Below are 17,389 nucleotides of genomic sequence, written 5' to 3' on the forward strand. Positions count from 1 at the left end.
ATACGAAGATCGTATATACTCTCTTTATGTTTCGATAATGAAAATCATTATCACCAGTATACATAAGGGGGATTTACAAATGAAACAAGGAACAAAGGGGCAAACGGCTGGTAACAAAGCCTACACTGCTCACAAATCACGATTACTCATGGGCTTGATGATGGCCCTTATTCTAGTCCTGACGGCTTGCGGTGCCGCAACAGGTACAGATAGTGGTAAGCAATCTGCTGCAACGCCAGCGGAGACACCTGCGAATGCGGAAACGCAGACGGAAGGAGCTTTTCCCGTAACGATCAAGGGTATGAAGGGTGACATCACTCTAAACGAAAAACCACAGAAAATTGCAGTGCTGGATGTTAAGTTTCTGGATCAAATGTTAGCCGTTGGCGAGAAGCCAGCAGGTAGTGTTATCGCTGGAGGTAACACTGATTTTCCAGAATACTTAGGCGATCAACCGAGTGATGTACAGGTTCTGGGTACACGGGATGAGCCTAACCTGGAAGCGATTGTTGCACTCGACCCGGATCTGATCATCATGACCGACTTCCAGGAGAAACAGTATGAGAGTGTAAGCAAAATTGCACCTACCCTGGTACTCGATTTCTACGAAGACTGGCGTGATACGTTAGCCACGGTTGCTAAAATTACAGACAAGCAGGACGAGGCAGAGAAAGTGCGCACAGCCTATGAGGAAAAAGTTGCTGGCCTGAAGGCACAGCTGACAGAGAAAATGGGAGATGAGACAGTCGCTCTGATTCGTCCGCGTAAAGAAGGTATCCGTGTCCATGGCATCGAGCACCGCACAGGCGGCATTTTGTATAATGATTTGGGCTTAAACATGCCTGAACTCGTAAAAGAGATCAAGGATGATACCTCTGTTGAAATCTCGATGGAAAAAGTCCCTGATATTAAGGCAGATCGTTATTTTGTGCTGTCGGATGAGCTGTTTGCAGCAGAGGCAGAGGCTATGTTGACTAATCCAGTGTGGAAGTCCCTCGATGCTGTGAAAAATAACCTCACGTATGACGTAAACTCAACTCTGTGGATCGCTTATTACGGACCGCTTGCGATTAATCTGATTGTAGATCAGGCATCGGAAGCCCTGCTCGGATCGAACTAATATGAACCCATATCTCTCGACAGACTTATGGAAAGAGACGGTAGAGGATCATTCGATTTTGCTTGGTGAGCCGCCTGAACATAGTGTCCGTACCATTGCTTTGAGTGAGTTGCATGACGAAGAGGCGTGTCGAGAGTATATCAGCTGGTTTCAGAACTATATCGATGCGCCTGACATGAAAGTCGCAGCCTCCATGTTAGCCAAGCGGCTTGGCTATCTATGGACGGCTCCGCTGGTGACCGCGATGACTTTTCATCATCAGCATGTTTCGTTTCAGCTGGAGAACAGCTTTCTCTATCATCCGGCGCTCTCAGATCATGAGGGCGGCACACGATTTCCTTTTCTAGCGGTGAATGGGCTTCAGGCTGAAGAACTGACTGGAGACAGGATCGTATGGCGGGAAAAGGCAGTCCAGAGCATGTTTGCGGTACAGCTTACACCTCTGTTAAAGACACTTGCTGCGATTGCGCCTCTTTCGATGAGTATTCTCTGGGAGAATATCATGGTACGTATCGGCCGACTATTCGCTCCTGATGAAGCCGAGACAGAGCAGGAAAGTAAGATCATTCGAGAGGACTTCTCCTATCTGACGCAGGTGGCATCCGGGGAAGTGTTTGGTGAGAGGAAGAATCCGTTAACCCGCTTCACCGATTGTAAGGATAATGTACATGTTGCCAAAAGCGAGCGAATTACCTGTTGTTTCTATTATCAGATGTCAGGCGAATATTGTCTCAAATGTCCGAAAATTGACAATGAGAAAGAATCTCAACTAAAATGACAACAGCAAGAATTTTACCTTTGCGATTGTCAGGAGATGAGAGAAATGTCGCTGCAAGAACAGACAAGTCTATGGAGTGATACAACGATCAAGATGCTTGACGGGTATAGCGGTACTTTGCAGACAGGCAGCGTTTTACACGAAACGGATTTAACTTCAAATGTGCTGCTGTTGGCATATGGAGGCGAAGGGGAGCTTGCAATGGATGGCGAGGGTTGCCACATTGGAGCTTCTTTTGCCTGTCATGTGGTGAAGGGATCATCCTTTACGCTGACGGCCAGATCAGAGGACATTCATTATATTGTCATTATGTACAAGGCTTCTTCCATAGAGGGAGCTTCCCTTGTTGTACCTTCATATCGCAAGCATCCGCTGCGCAGGTCATTTGTTCAAAACTCGGCAACCCATGCGGAATGGATCGAAAACGCCGAAAAAATCGTTGCCAAATGGCGACGCGGTGAAGGACTGGAACGTTTCTATGCCAACGCTTTGCTCCAAGGAATGATCTACGAGCTGATCATGGAGTATGAACGTGGTCAAGGGGGAGCGGAGTCCGACATGGTGGATGTAGTCGCTTCTTATATCACATCGCACTATCGTCAAAACTTGGAGCTAAAAGAGCTGGCAGCTCTGGCGGGCTGTAGTGTAAGACAGCTGCAGCGACGATTCAAACAAGAGAAGCAGCTTGGACCGATGGAATACGTCATTCAGCTGCGTATGGAAAGTGCCTCACGCATGTTGTGTCATACGGATGCTTCCATCGGTGAAATTGCGGACAAAATGGGCTATCGCGATATGTATTACTTCAGCAGAGCATTTAAAAAATATAATGGCGTCCCACCGCTACATTACCGGCATGCCGCCGCTTCGAGAAGAGATGCAGACTATGCGAATGCTTTGCTGCAAAATCGCACAGCTTCTTCCTATGAATCAGCAGAAGGCCCGGTCATCTGCCATATGCGCGGGGAGTACACCGTCACCGAAATACCACAGCGTATCGCTGTCCTCGATGTGCAATATGCTGATCATTTGCTTGCACTGGGCTTGTCTCCGGTAGGAAGTGTCGGACTAGGAAGTACCGTGTTAACGTTCCCTCAATCACTCCGGGCAGGACTCCAGCATACAGCATTACTTGGTACGTATGAATACCCCGATCTCCCGGCGGTAGAGCGACTTGCGCCGGATCTGATTATTTGCACCGAGGTGCATGATCAGCATCATGAACGGTTAAGCCAGATCGCTCCAGTGCTCATGTTCAAGCGTAATGAAAACTGGCAGACCATCCTGAGTCTATTCGGTGAACTGACAGGCAAGCGAGCAAAGGCCAAGCAGATTATCGCGAATTATCATCGCCGAACAGCTTTGCTGTCCGAGGAATTGTCCTCTGTACTGGCAGGAAAAAGTGTGGCATTGATACGTCCACTGGATTCCCTCGTGCGCGTCCATTCTGCTGCTCATCGCACAGGCGCTGTGCTGTACCGGGATCTGGGTCTGCCCGTTCCGTTATTTGTTGCAGATACCACCGACACGGCCTATCATATCTCGGTTGAGAGATTACCGGCAGTACAAGCTAGCCACTACTTTTTGCTGAGTAATGAGCTTATGCAGGATGGGATATCTGCGACAGAGACGAGGGTTTTGGAAATGCTGGATGGGAGCGAGCAACAGTGTGTACATTCTGTTGATGCTGCAACATGGATCGGCTGTTATGGGCCGATAGGTGTTAAGGGGATTGTGGATCAGATCGAGCAGGCGTTGTTGGGATGAGAGGGAGTTCTGATATGACTCCCTCTATTTCTGTATATTCAGAATTCATCGAATTAGTGGATAACTTCTTAAAACAGAGGTGTATCTTAACTTAAGAACACAATCATTCTATTATGTAGGTCGCATTTGTTTCTTCATATTATTGTTACGAAGAACGTTGACAGAAGTAATTGACGAAAGATACAATCCATATATTCCCTATAGTTTCAAATTGTTTATATAGATTGATCGTTTTGAAAATAACTTCAACTCTCTATTTGGAATTTGATTTTTTGGATATACCTTCAGGAAGAGATAGTGTCTTAATACTTAAAGGATCGTAGTTCACGAAAACAAATACCTTCTTTTTCTTATCGCCTTCAATGTAGCCATGGAGGCCTAACGACTTGGCTAGATCGGGAGGAGAGAATTTATACTCCGTAAAACGAACGCTTACACCGTATTTTTCAAGAACATAATTTGCAGCGAACTTCTCGGCGGAGGATACAATCATCTTTTCCTCTTCGGAGGCACATGCTCCAAGCAAGAGAGATGAGATAATTAAGATTACAAACAGGAAGAAAGGTTTTCTCAAAAGGGACACCTCTACTTTCATAGACTGGTATTAATATACTATAAAGATTGAATTATCACTAGTTTACATAATCATATTGAAATGTTCAATTCAGGAGGTATTTATGCGGAACGATTACATTAGCGATGAGTTGTATAAGGAAATATCTGATCTTGCCTACCAGGACAACGTTACTGCCGGAGCACCGCTTACAGAAGAGGGAGATTATGCACAATGGAAGGTCATTGAACCTGAAGGTGCCGAGCTCCACAATAAAGTGTCGGGTTTCGATTCCGTCATCCTCCACAACAATCAGACGAATCAAATTGTCATCGGTTACCGCGGAACAGAACCAGGTGGGAGCTGGCTTGGGAGAGCAGCCGATTACGAAACAGACGTGTTCGATGTTTTAGGTGGACGCACCAGAGAACTGGAGGATGCCGTAACTGCCCCTAATCATCATAACATTTTCAAGAAAAGCTTTATTCAATCCATTAAGGACGATATCAATTGGGAGAACAATCAATTTCATCAGGCGGAAGTGCTTTATGAACAAGTCAAAGCAAAATATCCTGACGCAAGTATCTCTCTTACGGGACATTCGCTTGGAGGTGGTTTAGCGCAATATGTGGCAGCGCGACAGGATTTGTCGGCCATGACATACAGTGCTCCGAGTGTAACCAATCTGCTGGACGATGCAAGCTTGGCGAAAGTGAACGAAGGTTACTATGATAAAAAAGTGGTGAACATCGTTCAGCCAAATGATTCAGTAGGTGCAGGAGGACTTTTTGAATATGACAGACATGTTGGCAGTACGTACTACAAAGGCCAGGATTTTGACTCGGCCAATGCGATGTACCAAAACTGGAGGCTGCAATTCCAGCTCACGGTGCCGATTAGTCCGATGGGGCCCAGCGGCCCGTTAGTCACATACAATTTCCCAATTGATATCGATCTGGACAAGTTTCAGGTCGGTAATATTGTTCGATTGATGGACTCGTTTTCCAAGGAAGAAGGCAAAGGATATCACTCGATGAACCAGTATCAGTTTGATGAACAGGGTAACTTGGTAGGTCCACTTATCGATCGCGCAACAGGAAAAAAAATTGACATCTCACCACGCTGGAATGCTTATCAGGAATCACGGATGGCTTTGTCAAATCTCGTTGGCGGGTTGGTGGCTCCCTTGATTGCGGCTGTATCCAATGGAAAGTCAGGTCAAGGTGGTGGGACAATCCGACTAACGCCGGAGGAATTGGCACAGGCAGCCAAGGAAATGCGCCTTAGTCTGAGCGGGTTTTCCAATGATGCACAAGCTTCCATCCGAATGTTCGAGGCTTATACTTCCACAAGTGAAAGCCATTCCTTCACGTCAATCGCTTACGAAGCTACGGCGACACTGGAACGAATTAACCGTTGGTATCAGGAATCCATCAGCGAGATTGCCGAGTACATTGAACGCAAGCACGAAGATTTCGTTCAAGCAGACCAGTTCTTAACGGGAGGTAATTGACATGGGAAGAATATCGGTATCTTTATCCGATCTGAGAAGAGCCGTTCAGCAATGTGAGCAGTTGCAGGAGCGCTTAGTGCAGCAGGAGCAGAAGATGCGTTCAATACATAGTAGACTGGAGCAAGATTGGGCTGGGAATGCTGCGACCACGCTAGGGTTCAAGATGCAATCATTTCTAGATGGGACATCCGCCCGAATGGATGAGTTGGAGGCGCATAAAGAAGAACTCCGACGGTATATCTACAGGATGGAGGAAGCTGATCGTGAGGATCGTAGAGATCACAGGGAACACAGTATGTTAAGATGAGAATTTCGAACAGTGGTATGCAGATTCTGTTGAAACAAAGATCGGCACAGGGTTGTAATGTAGAAATCCTGAATGTCAATCCACGAAGTTATGACATTCAGATGATGTGGTGAAGCGATACGCTCTACCTTTTTTAAAGTTGATAGGTTCCAAAGCATCGGAAGGTCGTCGGATTCCCTATGGGATGAAGAAGGACCTTTTTGTTTTATTACTATAACGAAAGGTTCGACTGCATACTCCCGTCCTGTACAACCCTGCATATATTCAGCGTATTCAGAACCCATTGGATCGATTGGATAAAGGTTTGAGAAAACTAATATATTTCCCTTATTCGCCAATTCACCTTCGCAATTGTAACAATATGGGTTATCATATACGTAGTTCAGGCACTAGTAGGAGGTAATTCAATGAAAAAAAATATAGCAATAATCGCACTAATGGTTGGATTGATAATAAGCATGTTTTTCAACTATCAATTCAAAGTGTACAAAGACAATCGAGAAGTTGATTACGCGGTTAAACTAAATCATGGAACTCAAATGGGTATAAAAGAATCCATTTTCAATTTAGATAATGTGATAAAAAGCTTAGAGGACGGCTCTTCCAAGGAAACAGTCATACACGCATTAGGAAATGTGGCAGTATCTTTGAAAGTGGGTGAAGAATCATTTGTCTTTCTGAAATCCGACTTCAGGGAAGATCAATTATCATCAACTTATTTAATCTATAATGTGTTTAGAGATATGTATACGCATATAAGAGTAGAAATCATAGGCGAAATTTTATCGAATAAGATATCGCTAGAAAAAGAATCGAGAAATCAACTGATTAAGGATATAGGAGTGCTTAAACAAGATTTGGAGTATATTGATAGCCAATTTAACGAGGATATTCTGAAAGAACAAAGTCCTAGGTGGATTGAAAACAAATGGAAAGAGTTAATTGGAGAGATTGTAAATCGAAATACGGATTATAAATTATATGAAAGAATGAAAATGAAATACAATTTATAAGCATGTTGTGGAAGGCAATGATATCTAAAGAACGGATGAAACCATTACAAATTATCAAAATGTCAAATCCGGAGAACCAGAATGAATAAATCACTTCCAATAAAGAAAGTAACAACTAAATTAGGTTCAAGGGATGTCACCACAATGATATTAAAGCAAAAAGAAATTAATATCATCGTTAAAGAAGAACAAGGTCACTTACTAATAATCGATACAGCCGATTCTCATGAAATGTTTTTATTGGCGAGTTTATTCGATTATTCAATGAAAAGTGGTGATGTGATTTATTTAGCACGAGAAGACCCAAAGGCTACAAACTTATTTATATTTAACGGAGCCATCAATCCTTTAGCAAAAAAAGAATTGAAAAAAATTAGATTATCTATGAAATTTTCTAAATCAGAAATATATCATCTACCTCTACTAGACACATATGATGAAACCATTTGGGACACATGGGAGCATTGGAAGTACGATGAACAACTTAGAGTAAAGGCAGATCAAGATATAGCCATAATTAATTCAACAAAGCTTGGATTTGAAATGTTAGTGCATAGTTGCTTATTTCTTGCGACTTCAGATTCCGGACATTCTCATTTTGACTATTATTCTACCAAGTCGTCACCAGAATTAATGATAAGAAACATAGCGAGAAATTAAGTGATTTGTATGGGGAGCAATACCACATAACCTATGAGGAGAAACTATGAACGAAAAAGTTGAAGAAAAATTAAAAAAGCAATTGCTACTCATCGTTTTATTTATTTTTATAATAGGAATTCAAGCAGCTACTAGATACTTAGTATATCATCCTCCTGCATGGACAACTGTAGGATATATGATTGGCTGCATTATACTTTGTACACTTGGACTTTTAACATACCTTGATCTCAAGAAACAAGAGCAGTTCATAACGATCGGACAAATTGTAGATGTGAAGAAAAATAAAAATATCATTATAGTTAAAGGATTGGGACGAGGTAATAGCAAAGTTTTAATCAAAGATAGTCCTATCCTGAATATGATGCAGCCAAATGACCTGATTGAAATCACGAGATTAAAGTATACAAAAATGATAACGAAAAAAGTGTATAAGGACCAAGAGATACAACTTTGAGCAAATGGATCTAACTAAAACCCTTGAAGAGCTAGAAGACGAAAGGTGGGATGAACCGAATTTTGCTTCTCGATTAGTTCTCCGAGCAAATGAATTAAGAAAGAAACCTCTCTGTGAATTGAATAATGAGGATTTAAGGCTTTTGATCGGGCAACAAATGAGTCTAGATTTTCTTTTACCTCTAGCTTTGGAGAAATTAGTGGAGAACCCATTGAGATCAGGAGATTTGTACATGGGAGATTTATTTTGTTCGGTGCTCAAGATAGGGCAAGGATATTGGGAAGAACATAGAGAACTGAAGAACGAATTAGATGAAGTGATTAGAACATATGAAGACGCGAGAAAGACATTAGAAGAGTACATAAATAAACACAGATGTGATCCTATGTAAGGATATTCAAGAAGTCCGGTACACCACATAACATAAATACTCAAGAAGGTGAAAACAATAGGACTTAAATTCGTTCCACTAATTATTCCAAATGATTGGAAAGTCGTGTGGAATAACTTCACACAAGCTGAACCAGAACATTTTGTTAATGCGGATTACATTCATGTTTGGGAGTTCCAAGAAGACATTATTTACTTCAGAAATGAGAAGAAAAAAAGAATATTAGATCTTGGATGGTACCCTGCCCATCAACCTGAAGGACAGTATACAGTCATGCTGATTCGAATAAAAGAGATTGAAAATCATACAGAAGATGAACTAAACGAAGACTGGGAAAATCCTTTTTTAACGTACAAAACCAGAAATATCAATGAATTAGAAAAGAGAATAAATTGGATATTGAAAGAAGTGAGTGAAGACAGATTGTAAGGATATTCAAGGAGGATAAGTACTATAAAGCTATTGTGAAAGGAATTCCGAAGAAGTGAACCCATTTCCCAAAGACTATGAATTAGTGGATTTATTCGAGTCAGAACCTAAAGTTTTTGATGAAGAAGTACCGTGGTATTATAATAATTTGTTTTTTTCTCTGAACAGGAATGATGTTACTCTAGTATGTCTGCTTCAACCAGCATATGGAACTTTATCGTTACATCTTAAGGTGAATAATAGGCCTGTTTATGATCTTAGTCTTGAAAAAGTGGTTGGAATAGAAATAGAAAAGTCTTATGGAAAGGAAATATTAAAGATTATACTAAATGATGAAGACGCCATAAAAACCTTATTATTAGAAACCAAGCCAAACATCTACTTGATGTCTACAACGGATAACAGCTTTAGAATGTAACTCAATGATGCTGGTAATAAGAGATAGAAGATGCCAGTGATGCAATTAAGTGGGTGCAATTTTATGTAAGCGACACAAGCAATTATTATACATCCAAGCAAGGAGACGTATGGATTAAAGAGAGTCTAAATAGTAAGCAAAATATTGTGGAAAAGATTTTTGAAGAAATAGATCAGGAAGACAATGCTGAGTAGAGAGCTTTGCAATTCAGCAGACACTTCTGACTACGACAAACGTCTTGAATGCAGGAACGCTATGTGCAATTGTATTAAAAGAGTTGGAGTAGGTGAGTTCAGTGGTGGAGAGGAAATTCAAAAGTCATTTTTTGTACATTGTTCTACTGTCAGTTCCATTTGTAGTATTAGAGGTTTTACTTTTATTAAAATATCCTAACACCGGATTAGGCAGGATTATAAGCTTGCCCATGACCTTTTTGATGAATGGTATGATTATTCTGATCTCATCTAGTTTAGTTTATTATTTGCTTAAATACACCAAATTTAGAGTTGTTGGGCGAGTCATTCTAGGATTAATGATATGTCTGACTCTTATCGTAACAGTATGGTTGTATCCGCAGGATGCATCCAAACATATTTCAAAAATTATAGTAGAAGATATTAAGAGTTTATGGAGTGAAAAAGGTATTTAATTGTGAAACAGACAAAGTCAACTTACTAAGGTATTGGATGTGACTCTATGAATCATGAACTGTTTAGCAAAATCAATGGATATTTAGAAGGAGTAAGTAATTTAATTACGTACTTTGGAGGATGCTATGGACACGAATATAAGTTTATAAATATTGATCAGCCAATTGAACGAGCAATAGAACTTCATAATACTAATAGTAATTTAAAAAATCACAAAGATATTAAATATGTAGGACTAAGCGAAGTAGATGATTGGAAGGATGAGATATTTAATATTACCGCAAAATGGTTTTTCTCTTTATTTCGCGTACAAGATTTTGGCGTAAGTGTTAAATATCCAGACACTGATGGAGAAACACCTGCAGAACTAGATAAAGAGTCAAATAAAGTGAGTAATAACCTGATTAGACTGTTGGAAGAATTGTTTGAAGGGTCAAATGTTAAAGCTTATAGACTGGTAACAGAGATTGAATGGAAAGATGAGTTTGATTGGGAACAGATTTATTTTGCGATAGGTGATGAAGTATTTATCTTAGACCTATATCAGTGGGGTTAATGGGCAAATTTTCACTTCTCAGTCTGTCGAATCATTTTCGTTGGTATCTAGTAAACGTTACAGGAAATTAACAAGCAAGTCCAAAAAATTAAAGGAGCTCCCAAATTGATAAATCAAAAGCGTTCAATGATTTTACTATTTCTTTTAATGATACTAGCCCTAAGTGGTTGCATTTCATACAGTGTGAAGACGGATAAAATTGTTGAGGACGGGTTGATAATAAACTCAAGTTCATTTGGACTGGGAGAGAGCGAAGAAGATGCAGGTATTACAGTCGTAACATACAATTTCAATCTTCGGAATAGAACCAATACATCAATAATGTTAAAAACAGTTGAACCGATCTTGAGTAAGGATATTCAGGAGCGATTAATTGATAGGGACATTAAATTGGACATAAATGAGAAAGTTGATGGTAATAGCTCGGAAGAACTGACAGGTACTTTTAAATTAGACACTAGAGGGCTGGATAAAGAAGGAATAATCAATTTAAACATTAATGTTAACGAATTTAATGTAGCAATTGAACAAGTCATAGGAATGAATGAAGTCAATAACTAATTTGAGATATCTCCAAGAAAACATACTTAACAACGAGGTGTATCTTTATGGAAAGAAAAAAAGATGAAAACAATGAGATGGCTGTAATTCCAGAGCATCATAGCCCTGTTCGACATATGCTTAATGAAGTAAATGGACTACCGAACAATCAGTTTATAGACAGTTTTAATAAAGCTGTGGATACTCCAGATGCATATGTAATTATGGAGGGTGATTATGGAGGACAAATCTATTTGTCTTGCCCTATGAAACTAGTAAGCTGCAGTGAAGAGACATTACATACTCTATTAAAAGATTTAGATACCATTGCATGGGACTGTAATGAGGGAGATGGCCAAGGACTATTTTACGAAAAACTCTTTCCTGGTGATAGGATTAGTGGAGGTATGGGGGGAGGAGATGTTGAGGAAGGACTATGGATTCATAACGAATTTATAGATTTACAATTATATGATGAAATTCATGAAGTCATATTAGGGAATAAAGAAAGAATAACAAAGTAATAAAATGAATGATCATAAGGCCTATCAACATCGGATAACAAAGTGTTCATGTGGATGGGCAAACTGTTGAAGTACTGCATACAGAGAAAAAGGAATATGTGAGGTGAGTTATGGGCGTAAGAAAAAAATATAAACGTAAAATCGTTCGCTCCAATCGATTATTTTATTGGTATGTTGAACCGGATATAGACGATGAAGGGATAATCAAATTACATATCGTTTCTGAGGATAAGAAGTTAATCGTCACTTATGAAGTGGGACAACATAGTATTAAGAACAAGCCCCCATTTATAGTCATCATCGGAGAAGAATTCGAAGGCTGGACGTTAGAATATATAGGATACAGAAGAGTACTAACACCGAAATGGAGCGATGAGATCATCACGCCAAAATTGATAGGTGAAATCATTGATTGGTGTCTCTTGAAAGACAAAGAAATAAACATCGTTAATTGGAAGGGCGAAATTCTCCGACATCTCTCCTAAATGGAGTGTAAATGCATTGGAGAAATAACTTAGATTCGTGTGGACTCTTTTGAAAACGCATACGTGAAAACAAGAGAATGTAATTAACATTTAAGATAAAAGGAGAGAAGAAATGCAGATGAATTGTAGACATCACACGGTAAACAAAGTAATTGCTTGTGTTCTGTCATTCATATTTATCATTATGGCAATAGCGGTACCTGCCCGCGCTGAAGAGAAACAGGTTGAGACTACATCATCCAGGATTCCTTTATCCAATTTAGAGGAAACGATTGATGCTTATGTTGCCTCGTATGAGAAGTACACCGCTGCCGTTTCGGTTGTGGCTATCAAAGATGGTGAAACCATTGTGAATAAGGCGTATGGTTACGCAGATATTGAGAATCAGCGAAAGGCGGATACCTCTACTGTTTTTGAATGGGCTTCCATCTCGAAACTGTTGGTCTATACGAGTGTGATGCAACTTGTCGAACAAGGAAAGCTTGATTTGGAGACGGATATCCAAGAATATCTGCCAGAGGGATTTTTCAAAAAGCTGAAATATGATGATCCGATTACGCTAATGAACCTGATGCATCACAATGCGGGTTGGGAAGATCAAACAGCGGCCGAGGTATTTTATTACTCCGAGAATGAAACGTTAGAATTAGGAGAAACGTTGCGTAGAAATGAGCCGAAACAGATCTATAAACCGAATAGCATAGTGGGTTATTCGAACTACGGCGTTGGCTTAGCCGGTTACATCGTGGAAGAGATAAGTGGCCAACCTTTTTATGAATATGTCAATCAACATATATTTAAACCGCTTCATATGAACGACACCTCGATTCATCCAACGGGGCAAGATCATCCAGACCTAGTACAAAGAAGGAATGAGATTGAAGGGTATACGAAAGATCTGAAACTGATACCTGAGAACAGAGTATACTTAACATTCTATCCTACAGGGGCAGCGATCGGGACAGCAGAAGATTTAGGGAAATTCCTTGCAGCGCTGATGCCTGTCGATGATAGCCATGTATTATTTGCGAAGAGGGATACGTTAGACGAAATGTTGTCAACAAGTCTGTATTATGATGGGACTTCGATTCCTCGATTTGCGCATGGGTTCGTTGAGATGGAATACTGGGTGCCTACACTGATGCACGAGGGGAATTTGAAAGCATTCTCCAGTAAACTTGTTTTTGATCCCGAATCTAAATTTGGAATGGTGGTCATGACAAACCAGTCTTTTGAGGAAATTTATTATTATGGACTTATCAAAGAAATTTTTGGTGATAATGTCAATTCTAATAGAGTTACTTCGGAGGGGGGAGGGTATTTTCAACCCGCACGACGGGCAGCCGCTAGATTTACTAATTTATTTACGTTTCTCGATATAACGAAATATACAAAAGCTGATTTAGCAAAGTCTTATAATGTTGTCGAGCATAATGGTATTATTGAGAAAATTTCAGTCACTCCTTACATTGATTATTTGCCTGTATCGAATGTAAAGGTGAACTTACTTAAGATATCTCTTGTTCCTGTTGCGCTAGCCGCCATTTTCAGTTTATGTGCTTTGATCGGCTATGTAATCCGGATGCTTCTTAACAAGCTATATAAACGAGCAAATCCTACTACCAATTTTAGTAAATATCATCTTGCAATTAACTTTGCAGGTGTGGCACTCCTTCTTAATCTTTTCATCATACAGAAGAAGATTAGTTTTCCAAATTATCCTGGTTATTCTTCGTTACGGATCAATTTAATGTTTAATCTACTTTATGTGGTTCTAGCAGTAGCGTATCTTGGCTTGCTTATTTACAAACTGCGGAAGAGCAGTTACAGCAAAAAGCAAAAGGTGATGTACATCATGTCTGGCATCTCGGCGTTCATCTTGGCTGCTTTTATTGTGGGATGGAATTTGTATGTTTAGAGTGTTGTAGAAGATACTATATCTGGAGAATAGGAGTTCAATTACGTGTTGATCTTTCAAGAAGTTTTAAACAAGGTTAGTTTTGAAGAAGTTTGGAGTAAGATGCTTGAATATTATCCCGATCTGGGTCAAACCAATGAAAAATATTCAACCGTTTATGAATCATTGTTTTCAAAAAAATTAATCACAAACTTAGAGAACATGATTATTCATATAGATGCGGTTGATTCTGATGATTCTCCTAACAGAGAATATATTGAATATCGTGTTCATGGAAAGAATAATTCGCCTGAATGGAATGGATACTGGGATATTTCTGCAAATAACTGGGATGAGTGGTTAGGTTTTTATGTAGATCATAAAGCAATTGATAATTTTTCGAGTGAACAAATTGTAGCGCTTTGTTTATATGAAATGACTTGGTTTGGTTTTACTGAAGAACAAATCAAGAGCAAGACCGATAACTTGGAGAACGACAAATCATCTTAGCAAGCACTACTCAACACAGGAACGTTATCTGAATTCCAAAAAAACTTACACATTCATGAAATGAGTGATCTTATGAACATACAAGATTTAAGGGATTGGTCGGATATGCATAATGCAAGAAATCGGGCACTGTAGGCTTTCTGGCATAACTTAGAAACCTATAGAGTTGAAGATCCTGAGGAGTTTACAGAGGTATTCTGGGATTACGACAAGAAGTATTTGAAGATTTGGATAGTGGATATATCACTCCATATCAAGAGTCTGGAATACCTGGACCCAAGTAATAAAGAGCTTGAATATATTGAAGTGAAGGTCAGAATTGAATATAGAGCAAATCATATAGGATATTACAGAATAATTTTCGGTATAGACGGCCAGGTTGAAGATGATTATTTTATTTCGGATTGGACTGGATTAAGACTGTATCAAACAAGGAACTTGTTAGAAGATATGAGGGAAGAGATCGAAAACGACCTGATCAATGGGGAAATAAAAGAAAAAGAAGCTTGAGGAAGGTCGACTGATTCCCTGTGGGATGAAGAAGGGCCTTCCTTGTTTGTGAGTGTATTAAAAAACCATTGGACTGTATGGATATGTGAGACTAAGCATCCTGGTAATTTTCCCATTTTCACCAAATTTTCCTTCGTAAATATTACCACATAGGTTATCATATACGTAGTTCAGATATTACGATGAATGTGTAGTATTTTCGAAGTGAATGAATTAGATGTTATAAGAAAGCCACAATTACATATGGAAGAGGGACAATCATGGAAGCAAAGGTAAGCCAAACGATTATTGAAGTTATTAAAGGAGATATTACTAAGTCTCTTTTAGATTGTATAGTCAATGCAGCAAATACAAGTTTGCTGGGTGGTGGTGGAGTTGATGGAGCTATTCATCGAGCTGGAGGAAAGGCAATATTAGATGAATGTATTAAGATTCGAAATAAACAAGGGAATTGTCCTATTGGTGAAGCTGTAATTACAACAGGAGGAAACTTGAAAGCAAAATATGTGATTCATACAGTTGGGCCAGTATGGAATGGCGGTAATAACAATGAAGCTGAGAAACTAAAGGATTGTTATATGAATTCTTTGAAACTGGCACTAAATAATCATCTCCGAAGTATTTCAATTCCAAATATAAGTACTGGAATTTACAGATACCCTAAGAAAGAAGCAGCAAATGTAGCAATCAACTCTGTAGTAGAATTTATAAATAGAAATGAATCGATTTCGCATGTCCAATTCGTCTGCTTTGATGATGAGAACTATGAAATATATGAAGAGATCCTAAAGAGCTATATGTAAGAGTCTCAAGAAGTGTCACTTTCAGATTACATCATATCCACGCTTCGGAGCCTTAAGTCGGTGGGACGTCGTGGATACAGGAACGTTATAAGAAAGGCCAGAAGAATATATAAATCATGAAAATCAAAGGATGAAAGTGATGGATAGTTTAATTGAATTAATTTTTGAGCCTGTATTTAACCGAGTTATATTCAAAATTAAACAATTGAAAGCTCAAGTAATATATGGAACTTATTCAAAGAAGAATGATTGGATAAATGGAAACTCGAATAATAAAACGTATAAGGAAATAATTTTAAGTGACGAGAATCTCTTGAACTTATTTTTAAATAAAGAATACAGAAATAATAATTTAAAGGATGAAGAAACACGGATAGTCTATATTGAAAACATCAAAAAAGCGATACAGAAATAAATAATTATTTTGATCGTAAAACAAGAAGCATCAGCAGCACAGAACATAATATTCATGCATCAGGGTATTCGCCCGTCGGTCCCAGAAGCGGGTTCAAAGAGGTGGTTGCTTTGTACATTTCTGACTACGACAAACGTCCTGAATGCACAAACGTTATGTGCAATTGTATTAAAAGAGTTAGAGTAGGTGAGTTCAGTGGTGGAGAGAAAATTCAAAAGTCATTTTTTTATATTGTTCTACTGTCAGTTCCATTTGTAGTATTAGAGAGTTTACTTTTATTGGTATATCCTAACACCGGATTAGGCAGGATTATAAGCTTGCCCATGACCTTTATGATAAATGGTGTGATTATTCTGATCTCATCTAGTTCAGTTTATTATTTGCTTAAATACACCAGATTTAGAAAGAGTTACAATTAGAATAAAAACAGACGCATAAAAGTGGGAGAGCAAAGACCATGAAGTTTAACTATAAGAATTTTTCTTGTGATACTGAGATCTATCTCAAAGACAATGACATTATAATAAGGTTTTTTGATCGTTCTAAAGAACAAGCAGAAGTTGACATAATAAATCTAGTAATAGTTGATCCTGGGTATGGATATCTTTGCTTGAAAAATAAAGATGATGCAGCACTCTTAAGTGGATTCCTAGATGAGGATGTTTTTTCATCAGATGGGCATATAGATGCAGCAATTAGTTTAATTGAAAAAATCAGTCCAGCTACTAAGAATATGTATACTCCTTATCATATTACACGGTTTAAACAAACCAGTTTCGTTGAATATAACGGTGAATACTAACATTAAATTGAAAGATTCTCGAAGATGACATCGTCATCATAGATCTAACTAAGATACTGATTAGGATGTGTGGATAGTCCAAAGATTCTTGAATTCAGTTGCTTTCTGTAGAGGAACTGATCGATTCGTATTAGGGAAAGTAAATATGAAAAAGAGAAATATAGTGGTCTTGTTATCCGTCAGTTTTATCTTATTCTTCTCATTCATTTATAAATACTACACGTTAAACTATACGAATGAGGGTATAACAAACTCAGCGGATAACGTTTATTAAGAACAAGACCCCATATG

Annotated in this window: 23 protein-coding genes; 22 read left to right on the plus strand and 1 reads right to left on the minus strand. The window is 38.9% G+C overall.

The annotated features are described in order from the left end of the window. The first annotated feature begins 79 nt into the window (after positions 1–79). Genes MHI06_RS07710 through MHI06_RS07720 form a run of 3 tightly spaced genes read left to right on the plus strand, consistent with a single transcriptional unit; the run spans position 80 to position 3,665 of the window. Complete coding sequence (locus MHI06_RS07710; protein WP_340401042.1) at positions 80–1,120, plus strand: iron-siderophore ABC transporter substrate-binding protein; 1,041 nt, start codon at positions 80–82, stop codon at positions 1,118–1,120. A gap of 1 nt (position 1,121) precedes the next feature. Beyond that, entirely contained in the window at positions 1,122–1,898 is a 777-nt protein-coding gene (locus tag MHI06_RS07715) for an IucA/IucC family C-terminal-domain containing protein (protein ID WP_340401043.1), read from the plus strand. 45 nt (positions 1,899–1,943) lie between these two features. Beyond that, positions 1,944–3,665: a helix-turn-helix domain-containing protein gene (locus MHI06_RS07720; RefSeq protein ID WP_340401044.1), complete on the plus strand. Its 1,722-nt coding sequence runs from the start codon at positions 1,944–1,946 to the stop codon at positions 3,663–3,665. A 253-nt stretch (positions 3,666–3,918) separates the two neighbouring features. Here the strand turns inward: MHI06_RS07720 and MHI06_RS07725 are convergent, their stop codons facing one another. Beyond that, positions 3,919–4,239, minus strand: coding sequence for a hypothetical protein (locus MHI06_RS07725; protein WP_340401045.1), 321 nt, complete (start codon positions 4,237–4,239; stop codon positions 3,919–3,921). 103 nt (positions 4,240–4,342) lie between these two features. Between MHI06_RS07725 and MHI06_RS07730 the strand changes: the two genes are divergently transcribed. The 19 genes from MHI06_RS07730 to MHI06_RS07820 all read left to right on the plus strand — a co-directional run bounded on the left by MHI06_RS07730 (position 4,343) and on the right by MHI06_RS07820 (position 17,098). Further along, positions 4,343–5,731: a lipase family protein gene (locus MHI06_RS07730; protein WP_340401046.1), complete on the plus strand. Its 1,389-nt coding sequence runs from the start codon at positions 4,343–4,345 to the stop codon at positions 5,729–5,731. A 1-nt stretch (position 5,732) separates the two neighbouring features. Next, positions 5,733–6,038 carry a WXG100 family type VII secretion target gene (locus MHI06_RS07735; protein WP_340401047.1) on the plus strand — a complete coding sequence of 102 codons (306 nt, stop codon included), beginning with the start codon at positions 5,733–5,735 and terminating at the stop codon, positions 6,036–6,038. A gap of 407 nt (positions 6,039–6,445) precedes the next feature. Further along, positions 6,446–7,051: an oxidoreductase gene (locus tag MHI06_RS07740; protein ID WP_340401048.1), complete on the plus strand. Its 606-nt coding sequence runs from the start codon at positions 6,446–6,448 to the stop codon at positions 7,049–7,051. Positions 7,052–7,132: 81 nt separating this feature from the next. After that, positions 7,133–7,711: a hypothetical protein gene (locus MHI06_RS07745; protein ID WP_340401049.1), complete on the plus strand. Its 579-nt coding sequence runs from the start codon at positions 7,133–7,135 to the stop codon at positions 7,709–7,711. Positions 7,712–7,757: 46 nt separating this feature from the next. Next, entirely contained in the window at positions 7,758–8,168 is a 411-nt protein-coding gene (locus MHI06_RS07750; protein WP_340401050.1) for a hypothetical protein, read from the plus strand. A gap of 4 nt (positions 8,169–8,172) precedes the next feature. Beyond that, positions 8,173–8,559 carry a contact-dependent growth inhibition system immunity protein gene (locus tag MHI06_RS07755; RefSeq protein ID WP_340401051.1) on the plus strand — a complete coding sequence of 129 codons (387 nt, stop codon included), beginning with the start codon at positions 8,173–8,175 and terminating at the stop codon, positions 8,557–8,559. A 48-nt stretch (positions 8,560–8,607) separates the two neighbouring features. Continuing rightward, the gene (locus MHI06_RS07760; protein WP_340401052.1) at positions 8,608–8,988 is read left to right on the plus strand and encodes a hypothetical protein; all 381 of its coding nucleotides are present in this window, start codon (positions 8,608–8,610) and stop codon (positions 8,986–8,988) included. Between the two features lie 55 nt (positions 8,989–9,043). After that, on the plus strand, positions 9,044–9,406 hold the full coding sequence (locus MHI06_RS07765; RefSeq protein WP_340401053.1) for a hypothetical protein: 363 nt from the start codon (positions 9,044–9,046) through the stop codon (positions 9,404–9,406). A gap of 286 nt (positions 9,407–9,692) precedes the next feature. Next, a complete protein-coding gene (locus tag MHI06_RS07770; RefSeq protein ID WP_340401054.1) occupies positions 9,693–10,055 on the plus strand; it encodes a hypothetical protein in 363 nt (120 codons plus the stop codon). Between the two features lie 47 nt (positions 10,056–10,102). Continuing rightward, a complete protein-coding gene (locus MHI06_RS07775; protein WP_340401055.1) occupies positions 10,103–10,612 on the plus strand; it encodes a hypothetical protein in 510 nt (169 codons plus the stop codon). 105 nt (positions 10,613–10,717) lie between these two features. After that, positions 10,718–11,173: a hypothetical protein gene (locus tag MHI06_RS07780; protein WP_340401056.1), complete on the plus strand. Its 456-nt coding sequence runs from the start codon at positions 10,718–10,720 to the stop codon at positions 11,171–11,173. 47 nt (positions 11,174–11,220) lie between these two features. Then, complete coding sequence (locus tag MHI06_RS07785; RefSeq protein ID WP_340401057.1) at positions 11,221–11,676, plus strand: hypothetical protein; 456 nt, start codon at positions 11,221–11,223, stop codon at positions 11,674–11,676. A 110-nt stretch (positions 11,677–11,786) separates the two neighbouring features. Next, positions 11,787–12,161 carry a hypothetical protein gene (locus tag MHI06_RS07790; RefSeq protein ID WP_221822583.1) on the plus strand — a complete coding sequence of 125 codons (375 nt, stop codon included), beginning with the start codon at positions 11,787–11,789 and terminating at the stop codon, positions 12,159–12,161. Between the two features lie 112 nt (positions 12,162–12,273). Further along, a complete protein-coding gene (locus MHI06_RS07795) occupies positions 12,274–14,079 on the plus strand; it encodes a serine hydrolase domain-containing protein (protein WP_340401058.1) in 1,806 nt (601 codons plus the stop codon). 45 nt (positions 14,080–14,124) lie between these two features. After that, positions 14,125–14,568 (plus strand): DUF6557 family protein, encoded by a 444-nt coding sequence (locus MHI06_RS07800; protein ID WP_340401059.1) that lies wholly within the window; start codon positions 14,125–14,127, stop codon positions 14,566–14,568. Between the two features lie 234 nt (positions 14,569–14,802). Then, on the plus strand, positions 14,803–15,078 hold the full coding sequence (locus MHI06_RS07805) for a hypothetical protein (RefSeq protein ID WP_340401060.1): 276 nt from the start codon (positions 14,803–14,805) through the stop codon (positions 15,076–15,078). A gap of 260 nt (positions 15,079–15,338) precedes the next feature. Further along, positions 15,339–15,881 (plus strand): O-acetyl-ADP-ribose deacetylase, encoded by a 543-nt coding sequence (locus MHI06_RS07810; protein ID WP_340401061.1) that lies wholly within the window; start codon positions 15,339–15,341, stop codon positions 15,879–15,881. 139 nt (positions 15,882–16,020) lie between these two features. After that, on the plus strand, positions 16,021–16,296 hold the full coding sequence (locus tag MHI06_RS07815) for a hypothetical protein (RefSeq protein ID WP_340401062.1): 276 nt from the start codon (positions 16,021–16,023) through the stop codon (positions 16,294–16,296). Between the two features lie 457 nt (positions 16,297–16,753). Next, the gene (locus MHI06_RS07820) at positions 16,754–17,098 is read left to right on the plus strand and encodes a hypothetical protein (protein ID WP_340401063.1); all 345 of its coding nucleotides are present in this window, start codon (positions 16,754–16,756) and stop codon (positions 17,096–17,098) included. Positions 17,099–17,389 lie beyond the last annotated feature (291 nt).

Origin of the sequence: Paenibacillus sp. FSL H8-0079 (assembly GCF_037991315.1) — a bacterium.
Lineage (GTDB): Bacteria > Bacillota > Bacilli > Paenibacillales > Paenibacillaceae > Paenibacillus.